18 protein-coding genes and 1 other annotated feature are annotated in these 23,117 nt (G+C 43.6%); of the genes, 17 read left to right on the forward strand and 1 reads right to left on the reverse strand.

The annotated features are described in order from the left end of the window. Positions 1-15 precede the first annotated feature (15 nt). From DP73_RS19805 to holA, 17 genes are all read left to right on the forward strand, one after another. Entirely contained in the window at positions 16-732 is a 717-nt protein-coding gene (locus DP73_RS19805; protein WP_034601987.1) for a vitamin B12 dependent methionine synthase, read from the forward strand. 123 nt (positions 733-855) lie between these two features. Further along, on the forward strand, positions 856-2,130 hold the full coding sequence (hutI, locus tag DP73_RS19810) for an imidazolonepropionase (RefSeq protein WP_034601989.1): 1,275 nt from the start codon (positions 856-858) through the stop codon (positions 2,128-2,130). Between the two features lie 222 nt (positions 2,131-2,352). Further along, a complete protein-coding gene (locus tag DP73_RS19815; RefSeq protein WP_034601990.1) occupies positions 2,353-2,532 on the forward strand; it encodes an aspartyl-phosphate phosphatase Spo0E family protein in 180 nt (59 codons plus the stop codon). A 234-nt stretch (positions 2,533-2,766) separates the two neighbouring features. Further along, on the forward strand, positions 2,767-4,065 hold the full coding sequence (locus DP73_RS19820) for an L-serine ammonia-lyase, iron-sulfur-dependent, subunit alpha (protein WP_034601991.1): 1,299 nt from the start codon (positions 2,767-2,769) through the stop codon (positions 4,063-4,065). A gap of 201 nt (positions 4,066-4,266) precedes the next feature. Then, positions 4,267-6,213, forward strand: coding sequence for an ABC-F family ATP-binding cassette domain-containing protein (locus DP73_RS19825; RefSeq protein WP_034601992.1), 1,947 nt, complete (start codon positions 4,267-4,269; stop codon positions 6,211-6,213). A gap of 138 nt (positions 6,214-6,351) precedes the next feature. Next, positions 6,352-6,507 (forward strand): hypothetical protein, encoded by a 156-nt coding sequence (locus tag DP73_RS23615; protein WP_165574440.1) that lies wholly within the window; start codon positions 6,352-6,354, stop codon positions 6,505-6,507. Between the two features lie 99 nt (positions 6,508-6,606). Beyond that, a complete protein-coding gene (locus DP73_RS19830; protein WP_034601993.1) occupies positions 6,607-8,163 on the forward strand; it encodes an ABC-F family ATP-binding cassette domain-containing protein in 1,557 nt (518 codons plus the stop codon). A 383-nt stretch (positions 8,164-8,546) separates the two neighbouring features. Beyond that, positions 8,547-9,179 (forward strand): nicotinate-nucleotide adenylyltransferase, encoded by a 633-nt coding sequence (nadD, locus tag DP73_RS19835; RefSeq protein WP_034601994.1) that lies wholly within the window; start codon positions 8,547-8,549, stop codon positions 9,177-9,179. A 164-nt stretch (positions 9,180-9,343) separates the two neighbouring features. Beyond that, complete coding sequence (locus DP73_RS19840) at positions 9,344-9,595, forward strand: RNA-binding protein (protein ID WP_014904776.1); 252 nt, start codon at positions 9,344-9,346, stop codon at positions 9,593-9,595. A 140-nt stretch (positions 9,596-9,735) separates the two neighbouring features. Next, the gene (gene yqeK, locus DP73_RS19845; RefSeq protein WP_128751446.1) at positions 9,736-10,332 is read left to right on the forward strand and encodes a bis(5'-nucleosyl)-tetraphosphatase (symmetrical) YqeK; all 597 of its coding nucleotides are present in this window, start codon (positions 9,736-9,738) and stop codon (positions 10,330-10,332) included. Further along, positions 10,307-10,666, forward strand: a complete 360-nt coding sequence (rsfS, locus tag DP73_RS19850) for a ribosome silencing factor (protein WP_205623419.1) — start codon at positions 10,307-10,309, stop codon at positions 10,664-10,666. Before yqeK ends, rsfS begins: the two co-directional genes overlap by 26 nt. Before the next feature lie 15 nt (positions 10,667-10,681). Further along, positions 10,682-10,880: a binding site (T-box leader), on the forward strand. Positions 10,881-10,999: 119 nt separating this feature from the next. After that, positions 11,000-13,504, forward strand: a complete 2,505-nt coding sequence (gene leuS / locus DP73_RS19855) for a leucine--tRNA ligase (protein ID WP_034601995.1) — start codon at positions 11,000-11,002, stop codon at positions 13,502-13,504. 374 nt (positions 13,505-13,878) lie between these two features. Beyond that, a complete protein-coding gene (locus DP73_RS19860) occupies positions 13,879-16,002 on the forward strand; it encodes a cell wall-binding repeat-containing protein (protein WP_034601996.1) in 2,124 nt (707 codons plus the stop codon). Positions 16,003-16,486: 484 nt separating this feature from the next. Next, positions 16,487-17,812, forward strand: coding sequence for a PhoH family protein (locus DP73_RS19865; RefSeq protein WP_034601997.1), 1,326 nt, complete (start codon positions 16,487-16,489; stop codon positions 17,810-17,812). 188 nt (positions 17,813-18,000) lie between these two features. Continuing rightward, positions 18,001-18,657, forward strand: coding sequence for a helix-hairpin-helix domain-containing protein (locus tag DP73_RS19870; RefSeq protein ID WP_052090902.1), 657 nt, complete (start codon positions 18,001-18,003; stop codon positions 18,655-18,657). Then, positions 18,654-21,125 carry a ComEC/Rec2 family competence protein gene (locus tag DP73_RS19875; protein WP_034601999.1) on the forward strand — a complete coding sequence of 824 codons (2,472 nt, stop codon included), beginning with the start codon at positions 18,654-18,656 and terminating at the stop codon, positions 21,123-21,125. The genes DP73_RS19870 and DP73_RS19875 overlap by 4 nt, the downstream gene beginning before the upstream one ends. Positions 21,126-21,460: 335 nt before the next feature. Next, complete coding sequence (gene holA / locus DP73_RS19885; RefSeq protein ID WP_034602009.1) at positions 21,461-22,471, forward strand: DNA polymerase III subunit delta; 1,011 nt, start codon at positions 21,461-21,463, stop codon at positions 22,469-22,471. A gap of 172 nt (positions 22,472-22,643) precedes the next feature. On the opposite strand, the gene DP73_RS22840 is transcribed toward holA, so the two are convergent. Continuing rightward, positions 22,644-22,928 (reverse strand): chemotaxis protein CheW, encoded by a 285-nt coding sequence (locus tag DP73_RS22840; RefSeq protein ID WP_242865807.1) that lies wholly within the window; start codon positions 22,926-22,928, stop codon positions 22,644-22,646. Between the last annotated feature and the right edge of the window lie 189 nt (positions 22,929-23,117).

Below are 23,117 nucleotides of genomic sequence, written 5' to 3' on the forward strand. Positions count from 1 at the left end.
TTGGGAGGATTAGAGATGGAATTTATTAAGTGGGATAATTTGCAATTGGATAGTTCGGAAATTTATCGGCGGATTGGTATGCCGGATGCCGATTCGAAGCGAAGTCAGAATTTTAAGCCGACCATTGAGGAGATGCGGCTTAAAGCCTTGGGTCTGGTTGATGCCCGGTGTATCTATGCTTATGTACCTGTGGAGGTTTCCGGACCGGAGGAAATTTTGATGGCCAATAAGTACGCCATTAAAGCTGCTACTTCGTTTTTTGAGGGCGCTGATCAGGTGTTATTGGCGGTTCAAACTATTGGCTATCGCCTGGAAGAAGAATCTGCCCGTTTATTTGAACAGGGAGAGATGCTTGAGGGTATGGTTTTAGACGGCTGTGGAACCGTAGCTCTGGATGAAGCCTTGGAATTGTTAAGAGGTATGGTGGTTAAGGAAGTCTCAGATCGAGGGTTACAGACCGGTCATAACCTGTGCCCCGGTGGTTATCAGATTCCCTTAGAGGCTCAGAAAATCTTATTTACCCTTTTAGATGGAGGGGAACTGGGCATAACCTTAAGTGAAACCTTGTTAATGTCTCCGGTAAAATCTCATACCCTTGTTATCCCGGTTGGAGAAAAGCTTAAGAAGCCAAACCTGTCTTGTGCGATAACTTGTGAGATGTGTGTGGAACAACAAAACTGTGCTCACAGTCGTTTGAAGTTTGGTAAGTCCAAGGAAAGAAGGGAAAACTAAAGGTTAGGGATAGACAAAAAGGTGCCTGGCGTTATTGCAGTTTCTTATTAAAAGAACAGGGAAGCGCGAGAATCTGATTAAAGCTTCTAGTGCTTCCCAAATGACTTTAAGGGAGATGATCCTATGCATTATGCGGATCTGTTGATCCATTCTGCTCAAATGATGGTGACAATGAAGGGGTTTTCTGACAATCCTGCCTGTGGGGAAGAGATGTCTGAGGTTGGTATAGTAGAAGATGGCGCTGTTGCTATCCGAGAGGGAATGATTGTCGCTGTTGGGACAACGGCAGAAATTCGAGCTGCTGGATGGTCAGGGCCTGACACCCAGGAAATAAGTGCAAAGGGTAAGGTTGTAACTCCGGGATTTGTCGATCCACATACCCACGTTCTTTATGCAGGTTCCCGGGAGAATGAACTTTCGCTGAAGTTGAAAGGGGTTCCCTATTTAGAGATTCTTAAACAGGGTGGAGGAATTCTTTCAACCGTTCGCTCAACCAAGCAGGCTTCAGATGAAGAGATAAAGGCTCAAACCAGGCGGCGGCTTCAGACCATGCTTAGCTTGGGAACAACAACTGCCGAAGTTAAGAGCGGATATGGGTTGATGGTCGAGGATGAGTTGAGAGCTTTACGTCTTATTCGGGAATTAGACGAAAGTCAGGTTATTGATTTGGTACCAACTTTCATGGGAGCCCATGCAGTACCAACCGGGTATAGTGAACCGGAGTTTACAAGTTATATTGTGGATGAAATGCTGCCGGTTATTGCTGCTGAAAATCTGGCGGAATTCTGCGATGTTTTTTGTGAACCGGGTGTGTTTAGTCTCGAATCCAGCGAGCGGATTTTACTGAAAGCCCAACAACTAAATCTAAAGTTAAAAATGCATGCGGATGAATTAGCCTCTGCGGGGGGTGCGGAGTTAGCTGCCAGACTGGGAGTTGTCAGTGCAGATCATTTGCTGCAAGCTTCAGATAAGGGAATTGAAGCCCTGGCCAGACAGGGGGTAATTGCTGTGTTGCTGCCGGCAACTTCCTTTAATCTTGCTAAGAACTCCTATGCCAGAGCCAGAGATATGATTCGTGCCCGTGTTCCAGTAGCCCTGGCAACAGATTCGAATCCCGGATCATCTCCGACGGAATCCATGCCTCTTGTTTTAACCATTGCCTGCCTTTACCTTAGGCTTACTCCGGAAGAAGCCTTAGCCGGAGCTACAATCAATGCCGCTCATGCAATAGGCAGAGCAAAGCAGGTAGGCAGCTTAGAGGTTGGAAAACAAGGGGATGTGCTTATTCTTGATATTCCCAATCTCAACTATTTGCCCTATCATTTCGGAAATAACCCGGTGGAAACTGTTATTAAAAAGGGAAAGGCTGTCTGGGGCCTAGGCAACCACATTAACTGAAATTTCGTTAATAATTGTGATATAAATGGAAGAAAATTCCTATTAAAATTGTCAAATTAGTCCCTTTAGTAACGCGGAAACAATTTTGAAGGAGATTTTTTGATCATTTACAAGTATTTACCATATTCCGACAAAACATTATCTTATATATTGTTGATGTTGACAGTAAAATATATTAGAATGTTCCAGGATTCCATTATTTGTTGAAATGAGGATTGGCAAGTGAATGATTTGATTGATAAACAAATTGAAGAATTAAGATTACAAATGCACGAAGTTGCCTCAGACAAAAAGCTTACTGACCAGAGGGTAGTCAGTATAAGCTGCAAATTAGATCTTTTAATTAATGAATTTTATTTGAGAGATAGATTAAGGGCAAACTCGCAATACAAAACATCTTAAGTTATATCTTCAATGTGTCAATCAATCTGCTCAATTTTGTACATACTGATCAGGCTGTTCTCGGCTCCATCTATAGGATAACCGAGAGCGGCCTTTTTTGCCCTTTAAGATGTGAGTTGTTTAGTGAAGCCATAAGAACTAAAATAGGTTATAATCAATCAATAATTAAAGAAAATAATAGGGATACCTACCTCTTTTTAACCAGATTATTTGAACCAGGGGGAAATAATTAAAATGAGCTATAAGAAGTTTTTAGAACGGTTAGAGAAAGAGCTTGTTGTAACGCTGGGATGTACCGAACCCATGGCTATTGCCTTTGCAGCTGCTTTAGCCAAGAAGCACGTAAAAGGAGAACTGATAACCTCATTAAGAGTTTTGGCTAGCACTAATGTCCTCAAAAACGCCATGGCTGTGAGTATTCCGGGTGCTCAAGGAAGTGGAGTTGATTTAGCAGCTGCGTTAGGTGTGCTGGCGGGGGATTTTACTAAAGGATTAGAAGTGCTGAGCGGCTTAACCTCTCAGGATGTGGATAATGCGAAAAGAATGATTGATCAGAAAAAGGTCAAAGTTGAAGTAGCAGAGACCGCTAAAAAGTTGTACATTGAAGTCATTGTTAATACCCCTCAATCCACTGCAAAAGTGGTAGTCGCTGATGAACATACTAAAGTTGTTTTTATTGAGGTAGATGGGAAAGTATTAGTAGATGCTTTAGAAAATGAAAGTGGTTCAGATGGGACTGAGGAGACCGGTAATAGCGCAGACTCCTTCATGACAATTGATAGTATATGGGAATTTGTCAAGGGAGTTAAGGTCAGCGACCTTTCAATAATTAATAAGACAATTGAGCTGAATACCAGTGTGGGCTTAGAGGGGTTATCAAAGGCCTATGGCTTAGAAGTAGGAAAAACTATCAAAGAAGGTATTAGCCAAGGAATGCTTTCCGATGATTTGATAACTAACGCTATGGCTCTTACAGCAGGTGCCTCAGATGCCAGGATGTCAGGGTGTACTATGCCGGTTATGAGCAACTCGGGAAGCGGCAATCAAGGAATCTCGGCGACTTTACCGGTAGTGGCGGTAGGAGAAAAATCTCAGGCTTCAAGGGAGCAGATCATTCGAGCAGTAACCTTAAGTAATCTTATTGCAATCTATATTAAGACAAAGATCGGACGGTTATCCGCCTTATGTGGAGCTACAGCCTCTGCCACCGGGGCCAGCTGTGGTATTGCTTATCTGCTGGGAGGTGGAAAAGCTGAAGTAATGTCGGCTATTCAGAATATGCAGGGGAATACCACCGGAATGTTCTGTGATGGGGCTAAGGCCGGGTGTGCTATGAAGTTGTCAACCTGTACCAGTGCCGCAGTTCAATCGGCAATCATGGCCGTCCAGGGTAAAACCATCCAGTCAACGAATGGGATTATTGAGGAAAGTGCTGAACAAACCCTTGAAAACTTAGGGCGTCTGGCCAATCAAGGGAGCACGGCGGTGGATAGAGTTATTCTGGATATCATGGTGCAAAAGAAGGTTGGTTAGTCGTTTGGGTCGCTGGGGTCAGGCAAAGAAGTCCCCTAACTTCGCAGGTAAATGAAGTTAGGGGACTTCTATTTTTAAACTCTTATAAGAAGCGGAGATCTACATTCTTGCCCCAGCCAAACCAGACTCTCTGGGCATTGTGGCCTGGACTGTGATATAATAAGGCGTTCTACAGCTTTTGCTAAGGAGAAGAGGATCGTTATGAATGTCTTAACTGCTGAGAATTTATCAAAAGGCTATGGGGAAAAGATTCTTTTTAAGGATATTTCTTTTGGTATTGACGAAGGTGAAAAGATCGGAATTATTGGAGTTAATGGGACGGGTAAGTCTACATTGCTTAAAATATTAGCCGGTTTGGAATGGCCGGAACAGGGCCAGGTTACGAAGGGTAATAGTATCCGCTTAGAATATCTGCCTCAGAATCCTGACTTTGAAGAAACTGCAACCGTTTTACAACAGGTTTTCAAAGGGAATTCCCCTGTTATGAAGCTTTTGCGGGAGTATGAATTGGTCTTGGAAAAGCTGGCGGAGAAGCCAGAAGACTCCATGCTTCAGCAAAGGTTAATTGGCTTAGGTCAGCAGATGGATGAACTGGATGCTTGGCAGCTGGAAAATGAGGCTAAGACCATCTTGAATAAACTGGGAATATCTAAGTTTGATACAATAGTAGGAACCCTTTCAGGCGGGCAGCGAAAAAGAGTGGCTTTAGCCAGTGCTCTGATAAATCCTACGGATATTCTGCTGCTTGATGAGCCAACGAATCACATTGATAATGATACAGTGGATTGGCTGGAGCAATACCTGAATAAACGCAAGGGTGCTTTAGTGATGATTACTCACGATCGCTATTTTCTGGACCGGGTAGTTGGCCGAATCTTTGAATTAGACAGAGGAAGCCTCTATCCTTATCCCGGTAATTACAGTCGCTTCCTGGAATTAAAAGCAGAACGGGAAGAGCAGGCTGAAGCCACAGAGCGGAAACGCCAAAATCTCTATCGCAATGAACTTGCTTGGATGCGCAGAGGTGCTAAAGCCCGCACCACAAAACAGAAAGCCAGAATTGAGCGTTTTGAAAAGCTTCAAGAGGATAAGCCCCTAGATTCTATCGAGCGGATTGAAATGCCCACCGGGTCCTCCCGTCTGGGCAAGAAAATTCTCGAATGCCGGGAAGTTCGCAAAGGGTTTCCTGAGCGAGGGTTATTAATTAAAGATTTTAATTATGTTCTTTTGCGAGATGACCGGATTGGGATCATCGGGCCTAATGGCAGTGGTAAATCAACTTTATTGAATCTGATTACCGGGAATTTAATGCCGGATAGCGGGAGTATAGAACTGGGTTCCACGGTTAATATAGGTTATTTTTCCCAAGAAAACACGGAATTGGATCCCAATAGGCGTGTCATTGATGAGATTAAGTCAATTGCAGAAGTGATCCCCACTGCGGATGGTGGTTCTATATCCGCTTCCCAAATGTTAGAGCGGTTTTTGTTTCCACCGGCTGCTCAGTGGACTCAAATCGGGAAGCTTTCCGGGGGAGAGAAACGCAGGTTATATCTTTTGCGGATTTTGATGGGAGCCCCAAATGTGCTCTTATTGGATGAGCCCACAAATGATTTAGATATCCAGACTCTGACGATTTTAGAAAACTATTTAGAGGATTTTCCCGGAGCAGTTATTGCCGTTTCCCATGATCGTTATTTTCTGGATCGGGTTACGGATAAGATTTTCCTCTTTAAAGGGGCAGGGGAAATTCAATCCTTTGTAGGAAACTATTCCGACTATCGGGAGCAGGTCTATAAAACTGAGCAAGAAGCTGAACAGGCAGTTAAATTGGCATCCTTGGCCAAAACCTTTCGGGGAATAGACTCTAAGGCGCTTGAAGAAAAGCCTGAGCGTAAAAAGGATCGTCCACTGAAAATGACCTATAAAGAACAACAGGAGTATGCTCAAATTGATGAGCAGATAGCTGTTGTTGAAGAACTCTTAAAGAAAAATAGTCAAGAAATGAATGAAGCAGGCAGTGATTTTGGAAAGCTAACGGAGTTAGCCGCACTTCAGCAAACCCTTGAACAAAAGCTCGATAATTTGCTGGAACGCTGGACCTATTTAACGGAGCTAGCGGAGCGAATTGCCGAGAGCAAGGGATAACATCGAGACCTAAGAGATGGTGATCTTGTTCAGGTATAAGAAGTGGGAATCTGGGTATCGAATAATAAGTTTAACCTGCGTTGTTAAGAGTCATCAGATTATACTCGTAGTTTGGAATGATAATTGGAGGATAAAAAAATGGATGACAATCTTTTAGATAAGATGAAGAGATTAGTTGAGGAAAAAAAGCTAAAGAGTTCTCAACAAGGTGGCCCAACTAAAGCAACCCAGAAAATCGGCGAGAAGCGCAAGGGCATCAAACGGCGCAAAGTCGGTGGGATGTTCGATAAGTAGGCAATCTTAGAACTTTACCGGAAATGATGTTGTTGGAGTTATTGCTTAATTAAAATAGTTAACAGACAAGACAAAAAAAGGGAGAGAAGTTAAGGTAAGATGAGTGTTTTAAATGTGGAAAGTGTCAGCCATGGGTTTGGCGGACGCAAAATCTTTGAAGAGGTTAGCTTTCGCTTATTAAAGGGGGAGCATGTTGGCTTAGTGGGTGCCAACGGGGAAGGCAAATCGACTTTTCTGGATATTATTACAGGCAAGCTGATGCCTGATAAAGGGAAAGTTGAATGGTCAAATCGGGTTACGGTAGGATACTTGGATCAGCATACGGTTTTAACTAAAGGAAAGACTATTCGAGATGTTCTCAAGGAAGCCTTTCAGGGAATGTATGATTTAGAGGCAGAGACGTTGGAGATTTATGACCGGATGGGCAATGTCTCCGAAAGCGAGATGGATAAGCTCTTAGAAGAAGTCGGAGAAATCCAGAGTATTCTAGAGCACAACGGATTTTATATGATCGACACAAAAATCGAGGAAATTGCCAATGGTTTAGGTCTGGGAGAAATTGGTCTGGAGAAAGATGTTGCGGATTTGAGTGGCGGGCAGAGAACTAAGGTATTACTGACAAAACTCTTGCTGCAAAATCCCACTATCTTGATTCTAGACGAGCCCACTAACTTTTTGGATGTGGAACACATTGAGTGGCTGAAGCGTTATCTCATTCAGTATGAAAATGCCTTTATCCTGGTTTCTCATGATGTGCCATTCTTAAACAGTGTTATTAATGTTATTTATCATGTTGAAAATGCCAGTTTGACCCGCTATACGGGAAACTATGAGCAGTTTATGGCCCTCTTAGAAACGAAAAAGATTCAAGAGATTAAGGCTTATGATAAACAGCAAAAAGAAGTGGATCGCCTGGAGGATTTTATTGCCCGCAACAAAGCCCGAATTTCAACCACCGGACGGGCAAAGAGTCGGCAAAAGCAACTGGAGAAAATGGATTTAATCGAACGTCCCAGAGAAAAGATCCAGCCCAAATTCAGGTTTAAGGAAGCTCGATCTCCCGGAAAGCTGATCTTTGAAGCCAAGGGAATCGTGCTGGGCTATGATGAGCCCTTAACTCGTCCTTTGGATTTAGCATTAGAGCGGGGTCAGAAGATTGCCATTCGCGGGGTCAATGGCTTGGGAAAATCAACCTTGCTTAAAACCTTGCTGGGGCATATTTCGCCCGTGTCTGGTGAAGTTGAGTTGGGAGACTATCTCTATCCCGGTTATTTCGAACAAGAATCCAGCCGCAAGAATACTAAGACTGCCCTGGAGGAAGTATGGGGGGAATACCCGGGGCTTACAAATTCTGAAGTTCGGGGAGCCTTAGCCAGATGTGGTTTGACCAGTGAACACATCTCCAGTAAGATGATGGTCTTAAGCGGGGGCGAGAACGCTAAAGTTCGGTTATGTAAATTAATGCTCAAAGATATCAATTGGCTGGTGCTTGATGAGCCTACCAATCATTTAGATGTGGATGCCAAGGCTGAGCTGAAAAGAGCTATTATGGAGTTTAAAGGGACGGTAATTGTTGTATCCCATGAACCGGAATTCTACGAAGATTGGGTAACTGATGTGTGGAATCTTGAGGAGTGGACGACTAAAATCGTCTAAGCTTGTTTCACATGATATGACTCATGAAGTAATAGTAAATTAGATTGCCCAATGATATAATTAGTTGCACAATTCTATAGGGCAGGGTGGGCGGCCAAAATCTCCCGCAACTAAAAGAAGCAAAGAAAAAGTAGCCCACCCTTACACGGAAGCTACTTTTTCGTGACCCTATTGCCGCTCATTCTGCGGTAATTGTGCAGCTAGGATGCTGTAACATCCTAGCTTTATTTTATGCAAGTTCTTTGCTATTAATTATATATCTTCTTAAAAAAATGAGCAAGTCCAGTAATTGTTTACAAGTTAATCTTGGTATACTAAACGGATAATCAATTGGTTTTATAATATTTGATTGTAATAATGAAAATTCAATTGGAGAAGAAGTAATGGATAGTGATGTAAACAAAAAACTAAATAGGTTGGGCATTATGGGCGGAACCTTTGATCCTATTCATTATGGACATCTGGTTGCCGCTGAGATGGCCCGGGCTGAGTTTAAGTTGGACGAAGTATTGTTTATACCTACGGGCAAACCTCCCCATAAAGATCGAAGAGACGTCTCAGATGCCAAGTTACGCTATGAGATGGTGAAGTTAGCCACGGAAGATAATTTGGCCTTTGGGGTTTCTTCTCTGGAAATCGAGAGAGAGGGTCCGTCTTACACGGTTGAAACTTTGCGGGTTCTGCGCCGTACTTATCCAGAGCACGAGCTTTATTTTATCACTGGCTCAGATGCCCTTTTGGAGATTTTTTCCTGGCGAGAGTCCGAGGAAATTCTTTCTATGATTGAATTTATTGGTGCTGCTCGTCCGGGATTCGATGCCAAAGACTTCTTACTTAAAGTTCAACATGAGCATCCGGAATCTCAGGGAAAGATTCATTATTTGGAAGTTCCGGCCTTAGCAATTTCTTCTACAGATATCCGGGCCAGGGTTCGGCGCGGAGAACCTATCCGTTACCTTTTACCTGAACCTGTACGACTTTATCTTGAAAAGCAAGGTCTTTATCTTGAAACCTAATTTTAGGATTCAGATGTCATAGATGTTTTGAGAACCTTTATTAAAAACTGTTTTATTTTAGTAATTAATCCTTGGGATTAATTCGCATACTCTGTCCAGATTTGATCATACTAAAAACGATCAGTGCTTAAGTGATTAATACTTGACAAGAGGTGACAGTTATCATGGCAACAACATTATATGTCGGAAATCTTCCGTGGAATACTACTGCTGAAGAACTCGGACAATTCTTCAGTGAGTATGGCCAAGTTGAAAGCAGCCGAATCATTACAGATCGTGAAACCGGCCGATCCAGAGGCTTTGGATTTATCGAAGTCGAGGATATGGACGCGGCACGTATGGCGGAAGAGTTAAATGGCAAAGATTTTGGCGGCAGGCCATTAACGGTTAACGAAGCCAAACCAAAACAAATGTAATACCCCTAGGACTGTAAAGAGAGACCTTCTCACATGCTTTGTAGGGGGTCTCTCGATTTTTTTGTTTTGCATCCCAGCCATTTCCTTGATAAAATAGATTATTAAAGAGAATGTGAGAGATAAAAGGGGAGCGGGAGTACGTGAAATTGCAGGTTGAAGTACTGAGAGATCTAGCGGCCCGTGTTCTTTCGGAGGAACGCTTAAAGCACACCTTAGGGGTAGCAGATTGGGCTGAAAGACTGGCCCAGCATCATGGCTTAGATCCGCTTAAGGCTCGTTGTGCAGGGTTAGTGCATGATTTAGCAAAAGAAGTTTCTTTGAACAATCAGTTAAGGTATGCCCGGCGCTGGAACCTTTTGCACTATCCGGAAGATGAGCAGAGCCCGTATGTTTTGCATGGACCCGTGGCTGCTTATTGGCTAGAGCACCATTATGGCCTTGATGATCCGGAAATCCTGGCTGCTGTTGCCAATCATACCTTAGGCAGGCCGGGAATGGGTAAGCTGGAAATGCTTATTTACAGCGCAGATTTGACAGAACCTGACCGAGATTTCCCAAAAGTGGACTTTTTGCGCCAATCCTTGTATGATGATTTAGAAAAGGGTACGTTGGCCTGTGTTGAGCACACGTTAATATATTTGAGAGAGGGCAAACGCCCCATTCATCCCTTAACCCAACTAACATTTGAAGATTTACGAAGGAGGCAAAATATTGGAACTGGATCAAACAATGCTTAATAAGGTAGTCGGTATCGTTGAAGATAAAAAAGGTGGAGATATTACCCTTTTAAACCTTAAGGGAATTTCAATGGTTACCGATTATTGCCTGATTGTGACTGGGAATACGACGACTCAGGTTAAAGCAATCACTGACCATTTGGATGAGAAGCTGCCGGAGATAGGAATTCCGGTTATCCATCTGGAGGGATTGCCTATGGCTAATTGGGTGCTAATGGATTGTGGCGGGGATTTAGTGATTCACGTTATGACTCCGGATCAAAGGGAATTTTATAAGCTTGAGCGTCTCTGGAAAGATGCAGAAGTTTTGTCCGGAACTCCGATGGAGCATTAAGTTAAAATGATACAAAGAATTGCTGGGATAGGGAGTAGTACTTTAGGATCCTCTTTAGAGAAGCGGTGGAAGGTGCAAGCCGTTGTTGGTGACTATGGGAACTCGCCCTGGAGCTGTGTTCAGGTTGCAATGAACACCGGTGTGAGCCGTTATAATCTTTCGAGGACTATTTAAAATTGGGTGGTACCACGGGAGTAGATCTCTCGTCCCTTGAGGGACGGGAGATTTTTACCGTTTACATGAAGACTTGGTTGATTTTTAGAGTCGTTGTTTTAATAGTACATAATTAAGAGAGAATATATGGGAACTTATTTTTCTAAGGGGGAAAGTTTTATGCAAGAGAGGTATTCGTTTCCTGAGATTGAATCGAAGTGGCAGAAAGAATGGGTGGAAAGCAAAGCCTATCGAACTGAGGAAAATTCTACAAAGCCAAAATACTATGCTTTGGCTATGTTTCCTTATCCTTCGGGAGATTTACACATGGGGCATGTACGCAATTATTCTATCGCAGATGTAATTGCTCGCTATAAAAGAATGACGGGACATAATGTTCTTCATCCCATCGGCTGGGATGCCTTTGGTTTGCCGGCAGAAAATGCTGCCATTAAGAACCAGACTCCTCCTGCGGATTGGACCTGGAAGAACATAGCTAATATGCGGCGCCAGCTTCAAGAAATGGGGATTTCCTACGATTGGGATCGGGAAGTAGCCACTTGCCATCCGGGCTATTATAAATGGACTCAGTGGTTGTTTTTAGAGTTCTACAAGCATGGCTTGGTCTATAAGAAGAAGGCCGATGTTAACTGGTGTCCTTCCTGTGCCACAGTGCTTGCTAATGAGCAGGTTGTGGATGGAGGATGTGAGCGGTGTGACAGCCTGGTCACTAAAAAGAGTCTGGAACAGTGGTTTTTCAAAATTACGGATTATGCTGAGGTTTTGCTTCAAGATCTTGATAAGTTGCCCGGTTGGCCGGAAAAGGTTAAAACTATGCAGCGAAACTGGATTGGTCGTTCTGAAGGTGTAGAACTAAAGTTTTCCTTAGAAGAGGGATCGGAAAAGATCTCCGTATATACCACCAGGATTGATACTATCTATGGGGTAAGCTATGTGGTCTTAGCCCCTGAACATCCACTGGTTCTGGAGTTGGTGAAGGGGACAGAGTATGAACCTGATACTGTGGCCTTTATTGAGAAAATGAAGGGTCTCAATGAGATTGCCCGAACCTCAACAGATGCGGAAAAGGAAGGACTATTTACCGGAGCCTATTGCTTAAATCCTCTAAGCGGTAAAAAAGTTCCAATTTGGATAGCTAATTATGTACTCCTTGAATATGGAACCGGTGCAGTCATGGGCGTGCCGGCCCATGATGAAAGGGACTTCGAATTTGCCACCAAGTATAACCTGGAAATCAAAACGGTTATTTCGGCACCGGGAAGTTCACATGAAGAGAAGGATCAGGCTCCTAAAGCTGTTTATTCAGGGGAAGGGGTTATGGTGAATTCCGATGCCTTCGATGGCCTGGGCAGCGAAGAGGCTTTGGAAAAGATCGCCGATGAGGCAGAACGTCAGGGTATTGGTCAGCGGAAGGTTAATTTCCGACTGCGGGATTGGCTGATCTCCCGGCAACGTTACTGGGGTGCCCCGATTCCGATGATTTATTGTGATTCCTGTGGAATTGTACCGGTTCCTGATGAACAGCTGCCCGTCATGCTGCCGCCGGACGTGGTCTTTAAATCAGGAGAAAATCCCTTGGCTACCTCTTCTTCCTTTATCGAGACTACTTGCCCTAAGTGTGGCGGTGCTGCTCGGCGTGAAACGGATACGATGGATACCTTCGCCTGTTCCTCCTGGTATTTCCTGCGCTATACTGATCCCCGTAATGATGAGGAAGTATTCTCTAAAAATGCCGTTAATCAGTGGATGAATGTGGATCAATATGTGGGCGGGGTAGAACATGCGATTCTGCATCTTCTCTACGCCCGGTTCTTTACAAAAGGCCTAAGGGATTTTGGTTATTTGCAAGCGGACGAGCCTTTCCAAAACTTGTTGACCCAAGGTATGGTCTGTATGAATGGCTCTAAAATGTCTAAGTCAAAGGGAAATGTGGTTAGCCCGGGGGCGATTATCGGGAAATATGGGGCAGACACTGCTCGACTATTTATCCTGTTCGCTGCACCGCCTGAAAGAGATCTGGAGTGGAGTGACCAAGGGGTTGAAGGTTGTTATCGATTCCTGAATCGAATTTGGCGACTGGTTGCTCAATACGAACCTCTTTTAAGGAAAACTTCCGGTGAGGTATCCGAATCCTCTAATTCAGCGGGCCAATGGGCTGATTTAGATGCCGCCGGCAAAGAAATGCGCCGCCAAACTCATTTGGCTATTCAGAGGGTAACCACTGACATTGGGAAGCGGTATAATTTTAATACGGCAATTAGCACTATTATGGAATGGGTTAATGCTTTGTATATTTACAAGGAACAGCCGACGGCCAATCCTGAAGTTGGTCGAGAGGCCTTAGAGAGAATTCTTATTCTGTTAGCTCCAATTGCTCCTCATATCACGGAGGAGTTATGGAGGGAGCTGGGTCATACAGAGAGCATTCATTTGCAAGCCTGGCCTGAAGTAGATGAAGCAGCCTTGGTTCAAGATGAAGTGACTGTTATTCTTCAGGTGAATGGTAAGGTGCGGGAGCGGATTCAAGTAGCTGCTGATATTTCAGCTGCTGAATTGGAAAAGCTAGTCCTTGCTCAGCCCAAGGTTACCGAATGGACGGATGGAAAAACCATTGTTAAAGTGATTACGGTTCCCGGCAAGCTGGTTAATATTGTTGTAAAATAGACTGTTTTTAAAGGGCAAGTTTACTTGGGGTGAACTTGTCCTTTTAACTTTCCGCCATTGCGTTGCTTATATCTTAAAAATAATCTGCTTTGCCTGGATGAGGGAAAGCTCTAACACTGTGCATGAGAAAACAGCCTTTGTCGTCAAAAAACGTGTGCATGAAGTTGAAAAAATGAAAAATATGCAGCTACAGCGGAAACCAAAATGGTTAATCTCGGATTCGAGCTTGTACCAAGAATCTTACGCGCCTAAGATTCTTGGTACAAGCCCAGAGGGGTTTGGTGCCTAATTAATTCTGTTTCTGAGAAGGGATTCATACTTTTTTGTAGAAAGTATTATAGGTATATGATTGATTCTGGAGAAGGAGGAAGAAAATGAGGTTAATGAAAAAATTCACATGGGTAGGAACATTACTAACGCTGCTGCTTATTGTAACGGGGTGCAGCCAGAATCAGCAGGTTCTTTTTGACGCTGCCATGAAAATGCAAAATGTTACCTCATTGCAGCAGCAGACAACCATGACCTTTAATTTAAGTGGCTCAGATTTTGATCCGTCTGTCCAACAACAAATTAATACGGCTGCTGCATTTATGAATAATGCCAAGCTGGATGTGGATGTTAAAACAATCACTAATGAAGAGAAAACTGTGGCAAAGTCTCAAGCTACTATGGGCCTAAGTTTACAAGGGATGAACATAACTGTACCTGTCTGGATAGATTCTGATCTGACAGGCGCTCAGCCCAAAGTCCTGGAGATAGTTAAACTCCCCCAAATGGCCACTGCCTCCTTGCCTCCTCAATTTGCAACGAAGGAATATATGGTGCTTAACCCCTATAACATGGGTGCTGCTCAACCAACTATGAATCTAACCCAGCTTGCGGAGTTTACCAAGAATTTTCAATCCGAGCAAGTAGAATTTCTAACGAGTTATTCTAAACGTTTTAATCCGGATGTGAATGTCGTTGCTAAGGGAAGCCAAACTGTGGAGACAAAGGATGGACGTATATCGGCAAAGCTTTATGAGGTTAAGCTAAATGACGCTCAATTAAAGGAGTTTATCCGCTATACTGTTAATAATTTTACACAAGACAAAGAGGCTATGCTTTTTGTTAAGGATTTTATGGGATCTGTTTTGGGACTTAGTCAACTTCCCGAAGGCGAAGAAACTATTCGTGAGTTCAATCAGGCCTTCGAGGAATTTGATGCCAATAAACCAGAATTCCTAACTCAATTTAATAAGGTCATGGATGAATTGAAAAAGGTTCCCATTTTAGGTGATCAAGGGATTGAGTTGCAATACGCTATTGCCGACGGGTATGTGGTTAAGAAGAGTGGAGTCATTGATCTGAAAGTTGATCTAGGTGGGATCAACGGATTAATGAATACTTTAAGTTCTCAAGAAAGCTCCTCTGAAGAGGTAAAGGGTAATTTGAGTTTGAAGATGACCTTTAATACCCTTACTTCAGGCATTAATAAACCGGTTGAAATTCAAATTCCGGAAGTCAATGGAAATAACTCCTTTGACTATATGGATTTGATTACATCCTTCATCCCTAAAGAAACACGCCTGGCGGGTCAGGATGGCTTCAAAACCGCCCGCATAATTGCTGAAGAGTATAACAGCGGGGAATGCAGCAGCGTAATTTTAGTCTCAGGTCATAATTTCACAGATGCCTTATCGGCCAGTCTCTTATCCAAAAAGTTTGAGGCTCCAATTTTATTGGTAGGCGCTAACGTTGAGGAATCATCTGAAGCCTTTGACTACATTAATAAACATTCAAACTCAGCTACTAAAATACTTATTATCGGTGGTACGGCGGCAATCGGTTCATCCATCGAAACAGAACTTATTAAGGGTGGACATGGAAACATTGAACGAATAAGTGGATATGACCGCTATGAAACAGGTATGGCGGTAGTGAATAAAGCCAATGTTCAAGCGGGAACACCTGTGGTTGTAGTATCAGGCGAAAGTTTTCCTGATGCACTGAGCTCTGCCAGCTTTGTAGGGTCTAACCAGTACCCGGCACTTCTGACTTCTTATAGCACTCTGTCAGCTAAAACTAAAGAATTTTTGGCTGGTAATAAGCCTGCTACAGTGTATATTGTAGGGGGAGCTGCTATTATCTCTTCGGAGGTAGAAGCCCAAATAAGAGATTTGGTGCCCACTGCTGTTATTAAACGACTGGCGGGAAATGACCGCTTTGATACAACGGGTGTCGTGGTTAACGAGTTTGCGATGAATCCAAAGACAGTTTATTTGGCAAACGGATTTGATTATGTAGATGCAGTTGCCGGAAGTGCCCTAGCTGCCAAGACCGGTGATCCTATTCTGCTTATTGACCCCAAACTGGGAACCCTCCCAACCGCAGCTGAAGCCTACCTTAAGAAACTATCTGCGGCAGGAATCCATCCTACGGTTCGAGCTTTAGGGGGATCCGTGGTTGTCCCTGATAGTTTAATCAAGCAAGCCGAAAGGGTTCTTAACGGGATGTAAGATTTTGTTTTAGTTCTAAAAATTCTTAAAAACTTATAGTGTTTAAATTAGTAAGCGGTCTCTTTTCACTGTTGAAGTGGAGGAGGCCGCTTATTTTGTTATTGCAGAAAAAATCTCTGGGAAGTGAGGGGGGGTTAAATATATTTAACACTTGGTTAACATGGTGGATAAGTTGAACTTTACAAATCAATGTTAGAATTTTATCAAATCAATGTTAGAATTTATCAAATTGGAGCTCTATAAGTGAGTGTTTCATATTTTACTTCGGCGGGGAAAATCCCTATTTAAGCCCCGATGGTCAGCTTTTAGCTCAACGAGTTCACTTGGAATCGGAGTACTTGATGAATATTGCGAATGCTTGGCAAGGTTGGGAATATAGTAGTAGAGAGACTTGGATTCCTAATGAGGAGGTAAGGAATTTCGAAACTACTGGAATATAATAACAGAGAGATGCTAGTTGAGGATGCAAAAAGGGGTGTATAGGTTGCAAAAAGTATATGTACTCGATTCAAGTGTGTTACTGCATGACCCTAACGCAATCGTCCGATTTCAAGACAATGAAGTGATTATTCCCTATGTAGTTCTGGAGGAAATAGAAAGCAAGAAACGAATCTTGGAAAATATCGGTCGGGCTGCTCGAGAAGCTATCCGTTTTTTAGACAGTTTGAGAGCCAAGGGTCAACTTTCTCAAGGTGTGCTCTTACCTAACGGATGTAAGGTGCGAATTGAGTTGAATCATTATTCCAATGATATTTTACCCCTAAACTCTGATTTGGGATTGGCGGATAACCGGATCTTAGCAGTGTCGCTAAGTATAACCCGCGAAGAAGCACGCCCGGTGATATTGGTTACTAAAGATATTGCCATGAGGGTTAAGGCTGATGCCTTAGGGATTTTAACGGATGATTATCATAATGACAAAGTAGTATTGCCGGCTCTTACGGAGGAGATTTTAAGCTTGCCCCTTGATGATAAGGAGGTTGCAGGTCTTTATCAGAATAAGTTCATTCCATTAAAGACGCCGTTATCTCCAAACCGCTGCGTGAAGGCGGTTCTGAGTGACGACAGTGTTCTGCCACTGGTATCTACTCCGGATGGAGAAAGGCTGGTCTATCACATGGGGAAAGGTTTTGCTCCCTGGGATGTGAGACCAAGAAATTTAGAACAATCCTGGGCTTTAGAAATGCTGAACAATCCTGAGATTAGATTGGTTAACTTAATGGGGCCGGCGGGTACCGGTAAAACTTTGCTGGCTTTAGCAAGCGGTCTGGAGCAAACGATTCATTCTGAAACCTATATTAGAATGCTTTGTGCCCGCCCAATTGTTCCCTTTGGTAAAGATATTGGGTTTCTTCCAGGGGAAAAGGATCAGAAGGTGCGGCCCTATATGCAACCGATTTATGATAATCTTGAATTCTTACTGCGGGCTAGACGGGAAAAGGAGCGGGAAAAGGGCGGCGAAGCCGTGATTGAGAGTGCCATTGATCTGCTCATTAAGAAGAGGCAGTTAGAAATTGAGGTTCTCACTTATATTCGAGGGCGGAGTATTCCTAATCAATTTATCGTGATTGATGAAGCTCAAAATCTTTCTGCCCATGAGGTAAAGACGATTATAACTCGTGCGGGTGAGGGAACGAAGATTGTTCTCTGTGGTGATCCTGATCAAATTGATCATCCTTATTTGGACAAAGAAAGTAATGGATTGGCTCATCTAGCCTCTCGGCTAGCGGGACAATCTTTTTATGGGCAAGTTCGCTTGATTCGGGGGGAGCGGAGTGAGCTAGCGACTCGGGCGGCGGGGTTGTTATAGCGGTTGCTTGAAGCGTGTTGGGGGGACGGTCCTTTTAACACACATTGTGTGTGTTAAAAGGACCGTCCCCCCAACACGCTAGGGTTCGACAGGATTAATGAGTTTTCGCGGCAGGAAAAAGAAGGAATAAAGAGGAATTGAAGCAAACTAATGGGATTTGATTAATTGTGTCAAGGGGGAAGGGTCTAATGGAACGGAAGCTTCGCTATGTATGGTGGTTTGTGCTGGTTGCCTTGGTTATTATAGCGATTTGGAAGCTCTTTCTTCCTCATGGTACTTACGCCTATGTTCAAAAGTCGGATTCCAGTCGTGAGATTGTGGTTTATGTGGCGGGGGCAGTTGAAAGCCCGGGCCTTGTTCATTTAGCACCTGACGCCAGATTAGATGATGCTCTTAAGCAGGTTCAACTGTTGCCGGAAGCAAATTTAGAGAACATGAATCCGGCTGAAAAGCTTAAGGATGGGCAGAAGGTTACGGTTCCCTTTAAGGCTGTGGTTGCTCCACTTGATCCGGCAACTGGGAATTCAAGTGGGACGGGAGGTGTTGGCTCTCCATCCGCTGCCGCGACTGCCGCGGCTAACGCCGCTGGGGCCGCCGCTCCAGCTCCAGCTCAAGCTCAAGCTACTGGGACTTCTATGGCGGTAGACGGCAAAATTAATATTAACACTGCCGGAGCGGCGGAGTTGGATAAGCTGTCCGGTATCGGGCCGGCTTTAGCGGAACGAATTATTCAATATCGGACTGAGAATGGACTCTTTGCCAGGGCTGAAGACTTGCAGAATGTTTCTGGTATCGGTCCCAAAACCTTTGAGAAGATGGCTGCTCAAGTGACGGTTGGGCCATGAGGGATCCTTGGATTATTCGTGCCGTCACTCTCTTGATGGGAGGGATTTGTGGAGCTTATGTTCCGGTTCAAGGGCGATTTTGGATTTTGGGGATTATTATTCTGATCGGGGGACGCTTTATATTGTGGCGTCCTCGTGATTTTTTTGGACGATTGTTTCGTCCTGAGATACCTCTACTGGCAGTGAGTCTTATACTGGGTTTTGTCTATGGGGCCTTGGCTGAGCGAACTTTGCCGGAGCCGCTTATTTTAGATCGGGTGGAGATTGTCGGATTTATAAAAGATTGGAATGTTTATAAAGATAAGGCTGTTGGAGTGATTAGAGTTGAGGAAGGGGAGGTAAAGGGGGAGACTTATCAGTTAGCTGTTTATTTAGACGACGCAGGGCAGGTTCCCGGCGAGTGGAGAAGGATTCGGTCTGGGGATATGGTTAGTTTTAAGGGCCATCTGGAAAGACCCAAGTCGCTAGGGACACCTGGGGGGTTTGATCAGCGCCTTTATTATGGGGTCAGAGGCCTGAGCGGAAGGATGTATGCTCAGGGGGATACGACACTTCTTACTGCGGGGATGCCGAGTATGACTTGGCAGATTCGTCAGCAGGTTCGGGATCGGCTCTTAGCCTGGGAATCAGCAGAGACGGGGGTTTTGGAAGGAATTCTGTTTGGAGATTCCAGCCAAATACCCGATGATATCATAGAACGGTATAAGGTAACGGGTGTGCTTCATGTTTTTGCTGCCTCAGGCTCCAATGTGGCTTTTGTCTTGGGGTTTTCTTGGCTGTTGTTTTGGTTCTTACCCAAGAGATTTAGGATTGTTGGAACGGTTTTGGCACTTTTGCTGTATGCCGCCCTTTGTGGAGGAAACGCTCCGATTGTTAGGGCAACTATTTTAGGGATAGCTCTGATCCTTGGTCGCTTGGGTCGAGGAAAAGTAGCTACCCTAAGATGGTTGTTTTTTGCTGCTGTCGGTCTATTTATAAATAATCCCTTAATTATTCAGGATCTAGGTTTTCAACTATCCTTTACTGCAGCTTGGGGAATTGTGGTGTTAACACCACGTATTCTGGAGGTTAAGTTTTTGGCAAAGATGCCTGCTTTGTTCAGACTTGCTTTGGCCGGTACATTAGCGGCGCAAGTAGCAACGTTTCCGCTTTTAATTGCAGCCTTTCATCGCTTATCCTTAATTGGGTTTATTGTAAATGTCTTTATCCTGTTTATCTTAGGCAGCATATTGGAACTTGGGCTGATTGGTGTAATCCTCTCTTTTTCTGAAGAGTTGTCTGCTCCTTTATTTCAAGCTGGTTTATGGTTGTTAAAGGGTACGAATACAATTTTAGAAAAGCTGGCAGAATTACCTTATGCTGATGTTTGGGTTTTGAACCCGGGCCCTCTTTTTTGGATTACTTGGTATGGTGGGATTGGAATCCTGTTGTGGGGAAAAGAGCGTGCGCTTTTTACTCTACAGGCCAGATGGGTTTACCACAGAAGAGGGTTGAGATCTCTTGCAGATAAGCTGGTGGAGAGGTGTCCTTGGGAATTTTGCCTAGAGGTGCAACGGAGGCTGGCGAATCTCTCCTTTAGTCCTCTGCATGTAAAACGGTGGATGGTTAATTGGGGCGGAATTCTGTTGATCTTATTGTTGTTGTGGAGTCCTTGGAATGCCCAACAAGAGTTGGAAGTGGCTATGATTGATGTCGGGCAAGGAGATGCTTTGTTAATTCTTAGTCCGGAGGGTCATGCGATTTTACTAGATGCCGGACCTCGAAGTGAAACCTTCGATGCCGGTGAACGTATAGTTCTTCCCTATTTACTGCGTAGAGGGATAGGATCTTTGGATGCCCTCTTAATAACTCACGAAGATGCAGATCATATTGGCGGAGCACGTGCAGTGCTTGCTAATATTCCAACAGGTTGGGTTGGGGTGCCAGCTGTGGGTGAGCGTCTCGAAAATAAAGAATGGCAAGAAGGTCTTCCCCTGGGACTAACCCGACAGTCAGAGAAGCTGCGTGTGCTGCAAGCCGGGGATCAAATTAATTTAGGATCAGGAGCATGGTTGGATGTTTTAGGCCCCTATCGACTTCTGGAGGGAACTAATTCGGATCCCAATAATAACTCTTTGGTGCTTAAGCTTAATTACCTAGAGCAAAGCTTTATGCTAACAGCCGATATGGAAGAAGAGGAAATGCAGGACATTTTTGAGTCAGGCACAAACTTGGAAACAGATATTTTTAAAGTGCCCCATCATGGGAGTCGTTTCTCTTTATATACTCCCTGGTTAGAAAGTATGGATCCGGAGGCGGTATTGATTTCTGTTGGCAAAAATACTTTTGGACATCCTGCAAAAGACGTATTGAAATATTGGGAGGAGCGTCATGTTCCGGTCTTTCGAACAGATGAGCATGGGACAATTCGGGTATTGATAGGGGAGCAGGGAGTTGAAATCCTGCCTGGCCGATATCTGGGGAGGTAACCTAAATAAATTATTCATAATTTAGTATTTAATGTATAAAAAGGTAATACAGGGTAACAATAGTAAGGAACATCTCTTTTCTCCTCCTCTTTCTTTTGCTCCTCCACTACCGTGGAGGACTTTTTTTATACAGTCAGAAAGTATAAACTTGCGTTATATACTGCAAGAAGATTTAATACGTGCGAAGCCAGTGTCTTCGGGCGCTAGCCAAGTTTTCTAATGTACTATCCGAAATCTTGCCGTATATAAATTCTTAAGCACAATTATAGCGGAAGAAGATTCTGCCTTGGACTCTTGGATACGTACCAATTATAATAGGAGTAGAGGTGGATGAATTGCGTGAGATAGAACAAATTAAGGAAAGCATAAAGACGGGACGGGTTCCGTCAATTTATCTTTGGTATGGTGAGGATCGGTTTTTAATTCAGGAAGGGTTTCAAGTCCTTAAGTCGTTCTATTTAACGATGGATCCTTCCGGTGGCGGAATTGAGGTCTTAGACCCTAAAGTATTGTCTCCGGCGGAAATTGTTGAGCGTGCCAATACAATGTCTTTCTTTGCCAGGCGGTTAGTTGTGGTTGAAGAGGCAACCTACTTTCAAGATGGGCAAACGGCAGATTTAGAGCCGTTTATGGAGTATTTTTCAGATCCTAATCCTTCGACCTGTCTGCTTTTTATTGCCGAAAGTGTTCATAGAGGAAGAAAATTTTATAAAGCTTTAGATCGTGTTGGTGACGTTTTGGAGTTCTGTGCACCAAAACGTCCTCAGGAATGGATGGCCTGGGTTCAGTCTGAGTTAAAAGTTCGGGGCAAAGCAATGGATACTCAAGTCTTATCGGGATTTATCGAATGGGTAGGGCATCACACTGGAGTTTTAAGCCAAGAGTTAGATAAACTGGTAGTTTTCGTGGGAGATCGTACCAAAATATCGATGGAAGATGTGCAAGCTATTTCAACTCGAACGATTGAAGCGAGCATTTTCAGTCTTTTGGATGCAATAGCGGCGCGATCCTCTGAAAAGGCGATTAAGACCTTGCGGGATGTGTTGCGGGAAGAGCATCCTTTAAAAGTTTTGACCTTAATGGTTAGACAGGTTAGGCTTCTCCTTGGCTGTGACGCACTTCGTAAGCGAGGAGGGAATGTCAACGAGGTTCCTGCTATGTTAGGGATTAAACCCTATGAAGCTCAAAAAATATGGCAGCAATCTTTAAAACTATCGACCAAGCAATTGTCCCAAAGTTTGGCTGAGTGTTTGAATACGGATGTAGCCCTGAAAACTGGAGGCGGTGATCCGGGGTTGTTGTTGGAAATGATGATCATTAGGTTTTGTGAGGGAGAATTAGCTTGAATACAGTCTTCTCTCGCAAAACGGGTAAAGGTCGACATTTGCTCGCCTTTATTCACTACGGCAGGAGAAATCTAATATGTTTATGATCATAAGGTTAAGCTTTTTCCCGTGATTTATAGAAAAAAGAAACTCAATGCATTTTGCTTGAGTTTCTTTTTGATAATTACACTTGTTAAGTTGTAACGCTATCTTGAAGAGTAGCTAATTCTTTTGCGAATAATTTTTCGGGAGATAGGATTATAATCATTCTATCTTCTATTTTTCCTATACCAATAATGTAGTTATCACCATTTCCGCATATGAAATCGGGAGTCGCCTGAACTTGCTCGTCATTTAGCTTAACAATGTCTGTAACTTCATCGACAATACAACCTACGGTGGAGTTGTTAGCATTTAACATGATGAATTTACTTTCTTCGGAGATAGCCTTTTCATTTATCTCGAATTTAGTCCTCAAGTTAAAGATGTAATTTATGTTCCCGCGTAAATTATGTTGAATTTTCGTGCTCTTAAGATTCCGTTAATTGCCGAAACAGTTATGTTCCCTCGTGAGGATCAGACAATTGACATGACAAAAAATAACTGCAAGTCAATAAGAACTTGCAGTTAAGTATAATTTATAATTTAGTTGACCAATCCCAAAATT

It is taken from the genome of Desulfosporosinus sp. HMP52 (assembly GCF_000765145.1).
GTDB lineage: Bacteria > Bacillota > Desulfitobacteriia > Desulfitobacteriales > Desulfitobacteriaceae > Desulfosporosinus.

Bases quoted from the DNA above. Each gene is read 5' to 3' on its own strand.
- DP73_RS19840 (WP_014904776.1), top strand. From the start codon at position 9,344: ATGGCAACAACATTATATGTCGGAAATCTTCCGTGGAATACTACTGCT.
- hutI (WP_034601989.1), top strand. From the start codon at position 856: ATGCATTATGCGGATCTGTTGATCCATTCTGCTCAAATGATGGTGACA.
- DP73_RS19870 (WP_052090902.1), top strand. From the start codon at position 18,001: ATGGAACGGAAGCTTCGCTATGTATGGTGGTTTGTGCTGGTTGCCTTG.
- DP73_RS19805 (WP_034601987.1), top strand. From the start codon at position 16: ATGGAATTTATTAAGTGGGATAATTTGCAATTGGATAGTTCGGAAATT.
- leuS (WP_034601995.1), top strand. From the start codon at position 11,000: ATGCAAGAGAGGTATTCGTTTCCTGAGATTGAATCGAAGTGGCAGAAA.
- DP73_RS19820 (WP_034601991.1), top strand. From the start codon at position 2,767: ATGAGCTATAAGAAGTTTTTAGAACGGTTAGAGAAAGAGCTTGTTGTA.
- DP73_RS19830 (WP_034601993.1), top strand. From the start codon at position 6,607: ATGAGTGTTTTAAATGTGGAAAGTGTCAGCCATGGGTTTGGCGGACGC.
- DP73_RS19860 (WP_034601996.1), top strand. From the start codon at position 13,879: ATGAGGTTAATGAAAAAATTCACATGGGTAGGAACATTACTAACGCTG.
- DP73_RS19875 (WP_034601999.1), top strand. From the start codon at position 18,654: ATGAGGGATCCTTGGATTATTCGTGCCGTCACTCTCTTGATGGGAGGG.
- DP73_RS23615 (WP_165574440.1), top strand. From the start codon at position 6,352: ATGGATGACAATCTTTTAGATAAGATGAAGAGATTAGTTGAGGAAAAA.
- nadD (WP_034601994.1), top strand. From the start codon at position 8,547: ATGGATAGTGATGTAAACAAAAAACTAAATAGGTTGGGCATTATGGGC.
- DP73_RS19825 (WP_034601992.1), top strand. From the start codon at position 4,267: ATGAATGTCTTAACTGCTGAGAATTTATCAAAAGGCTATGGGGAAAAG.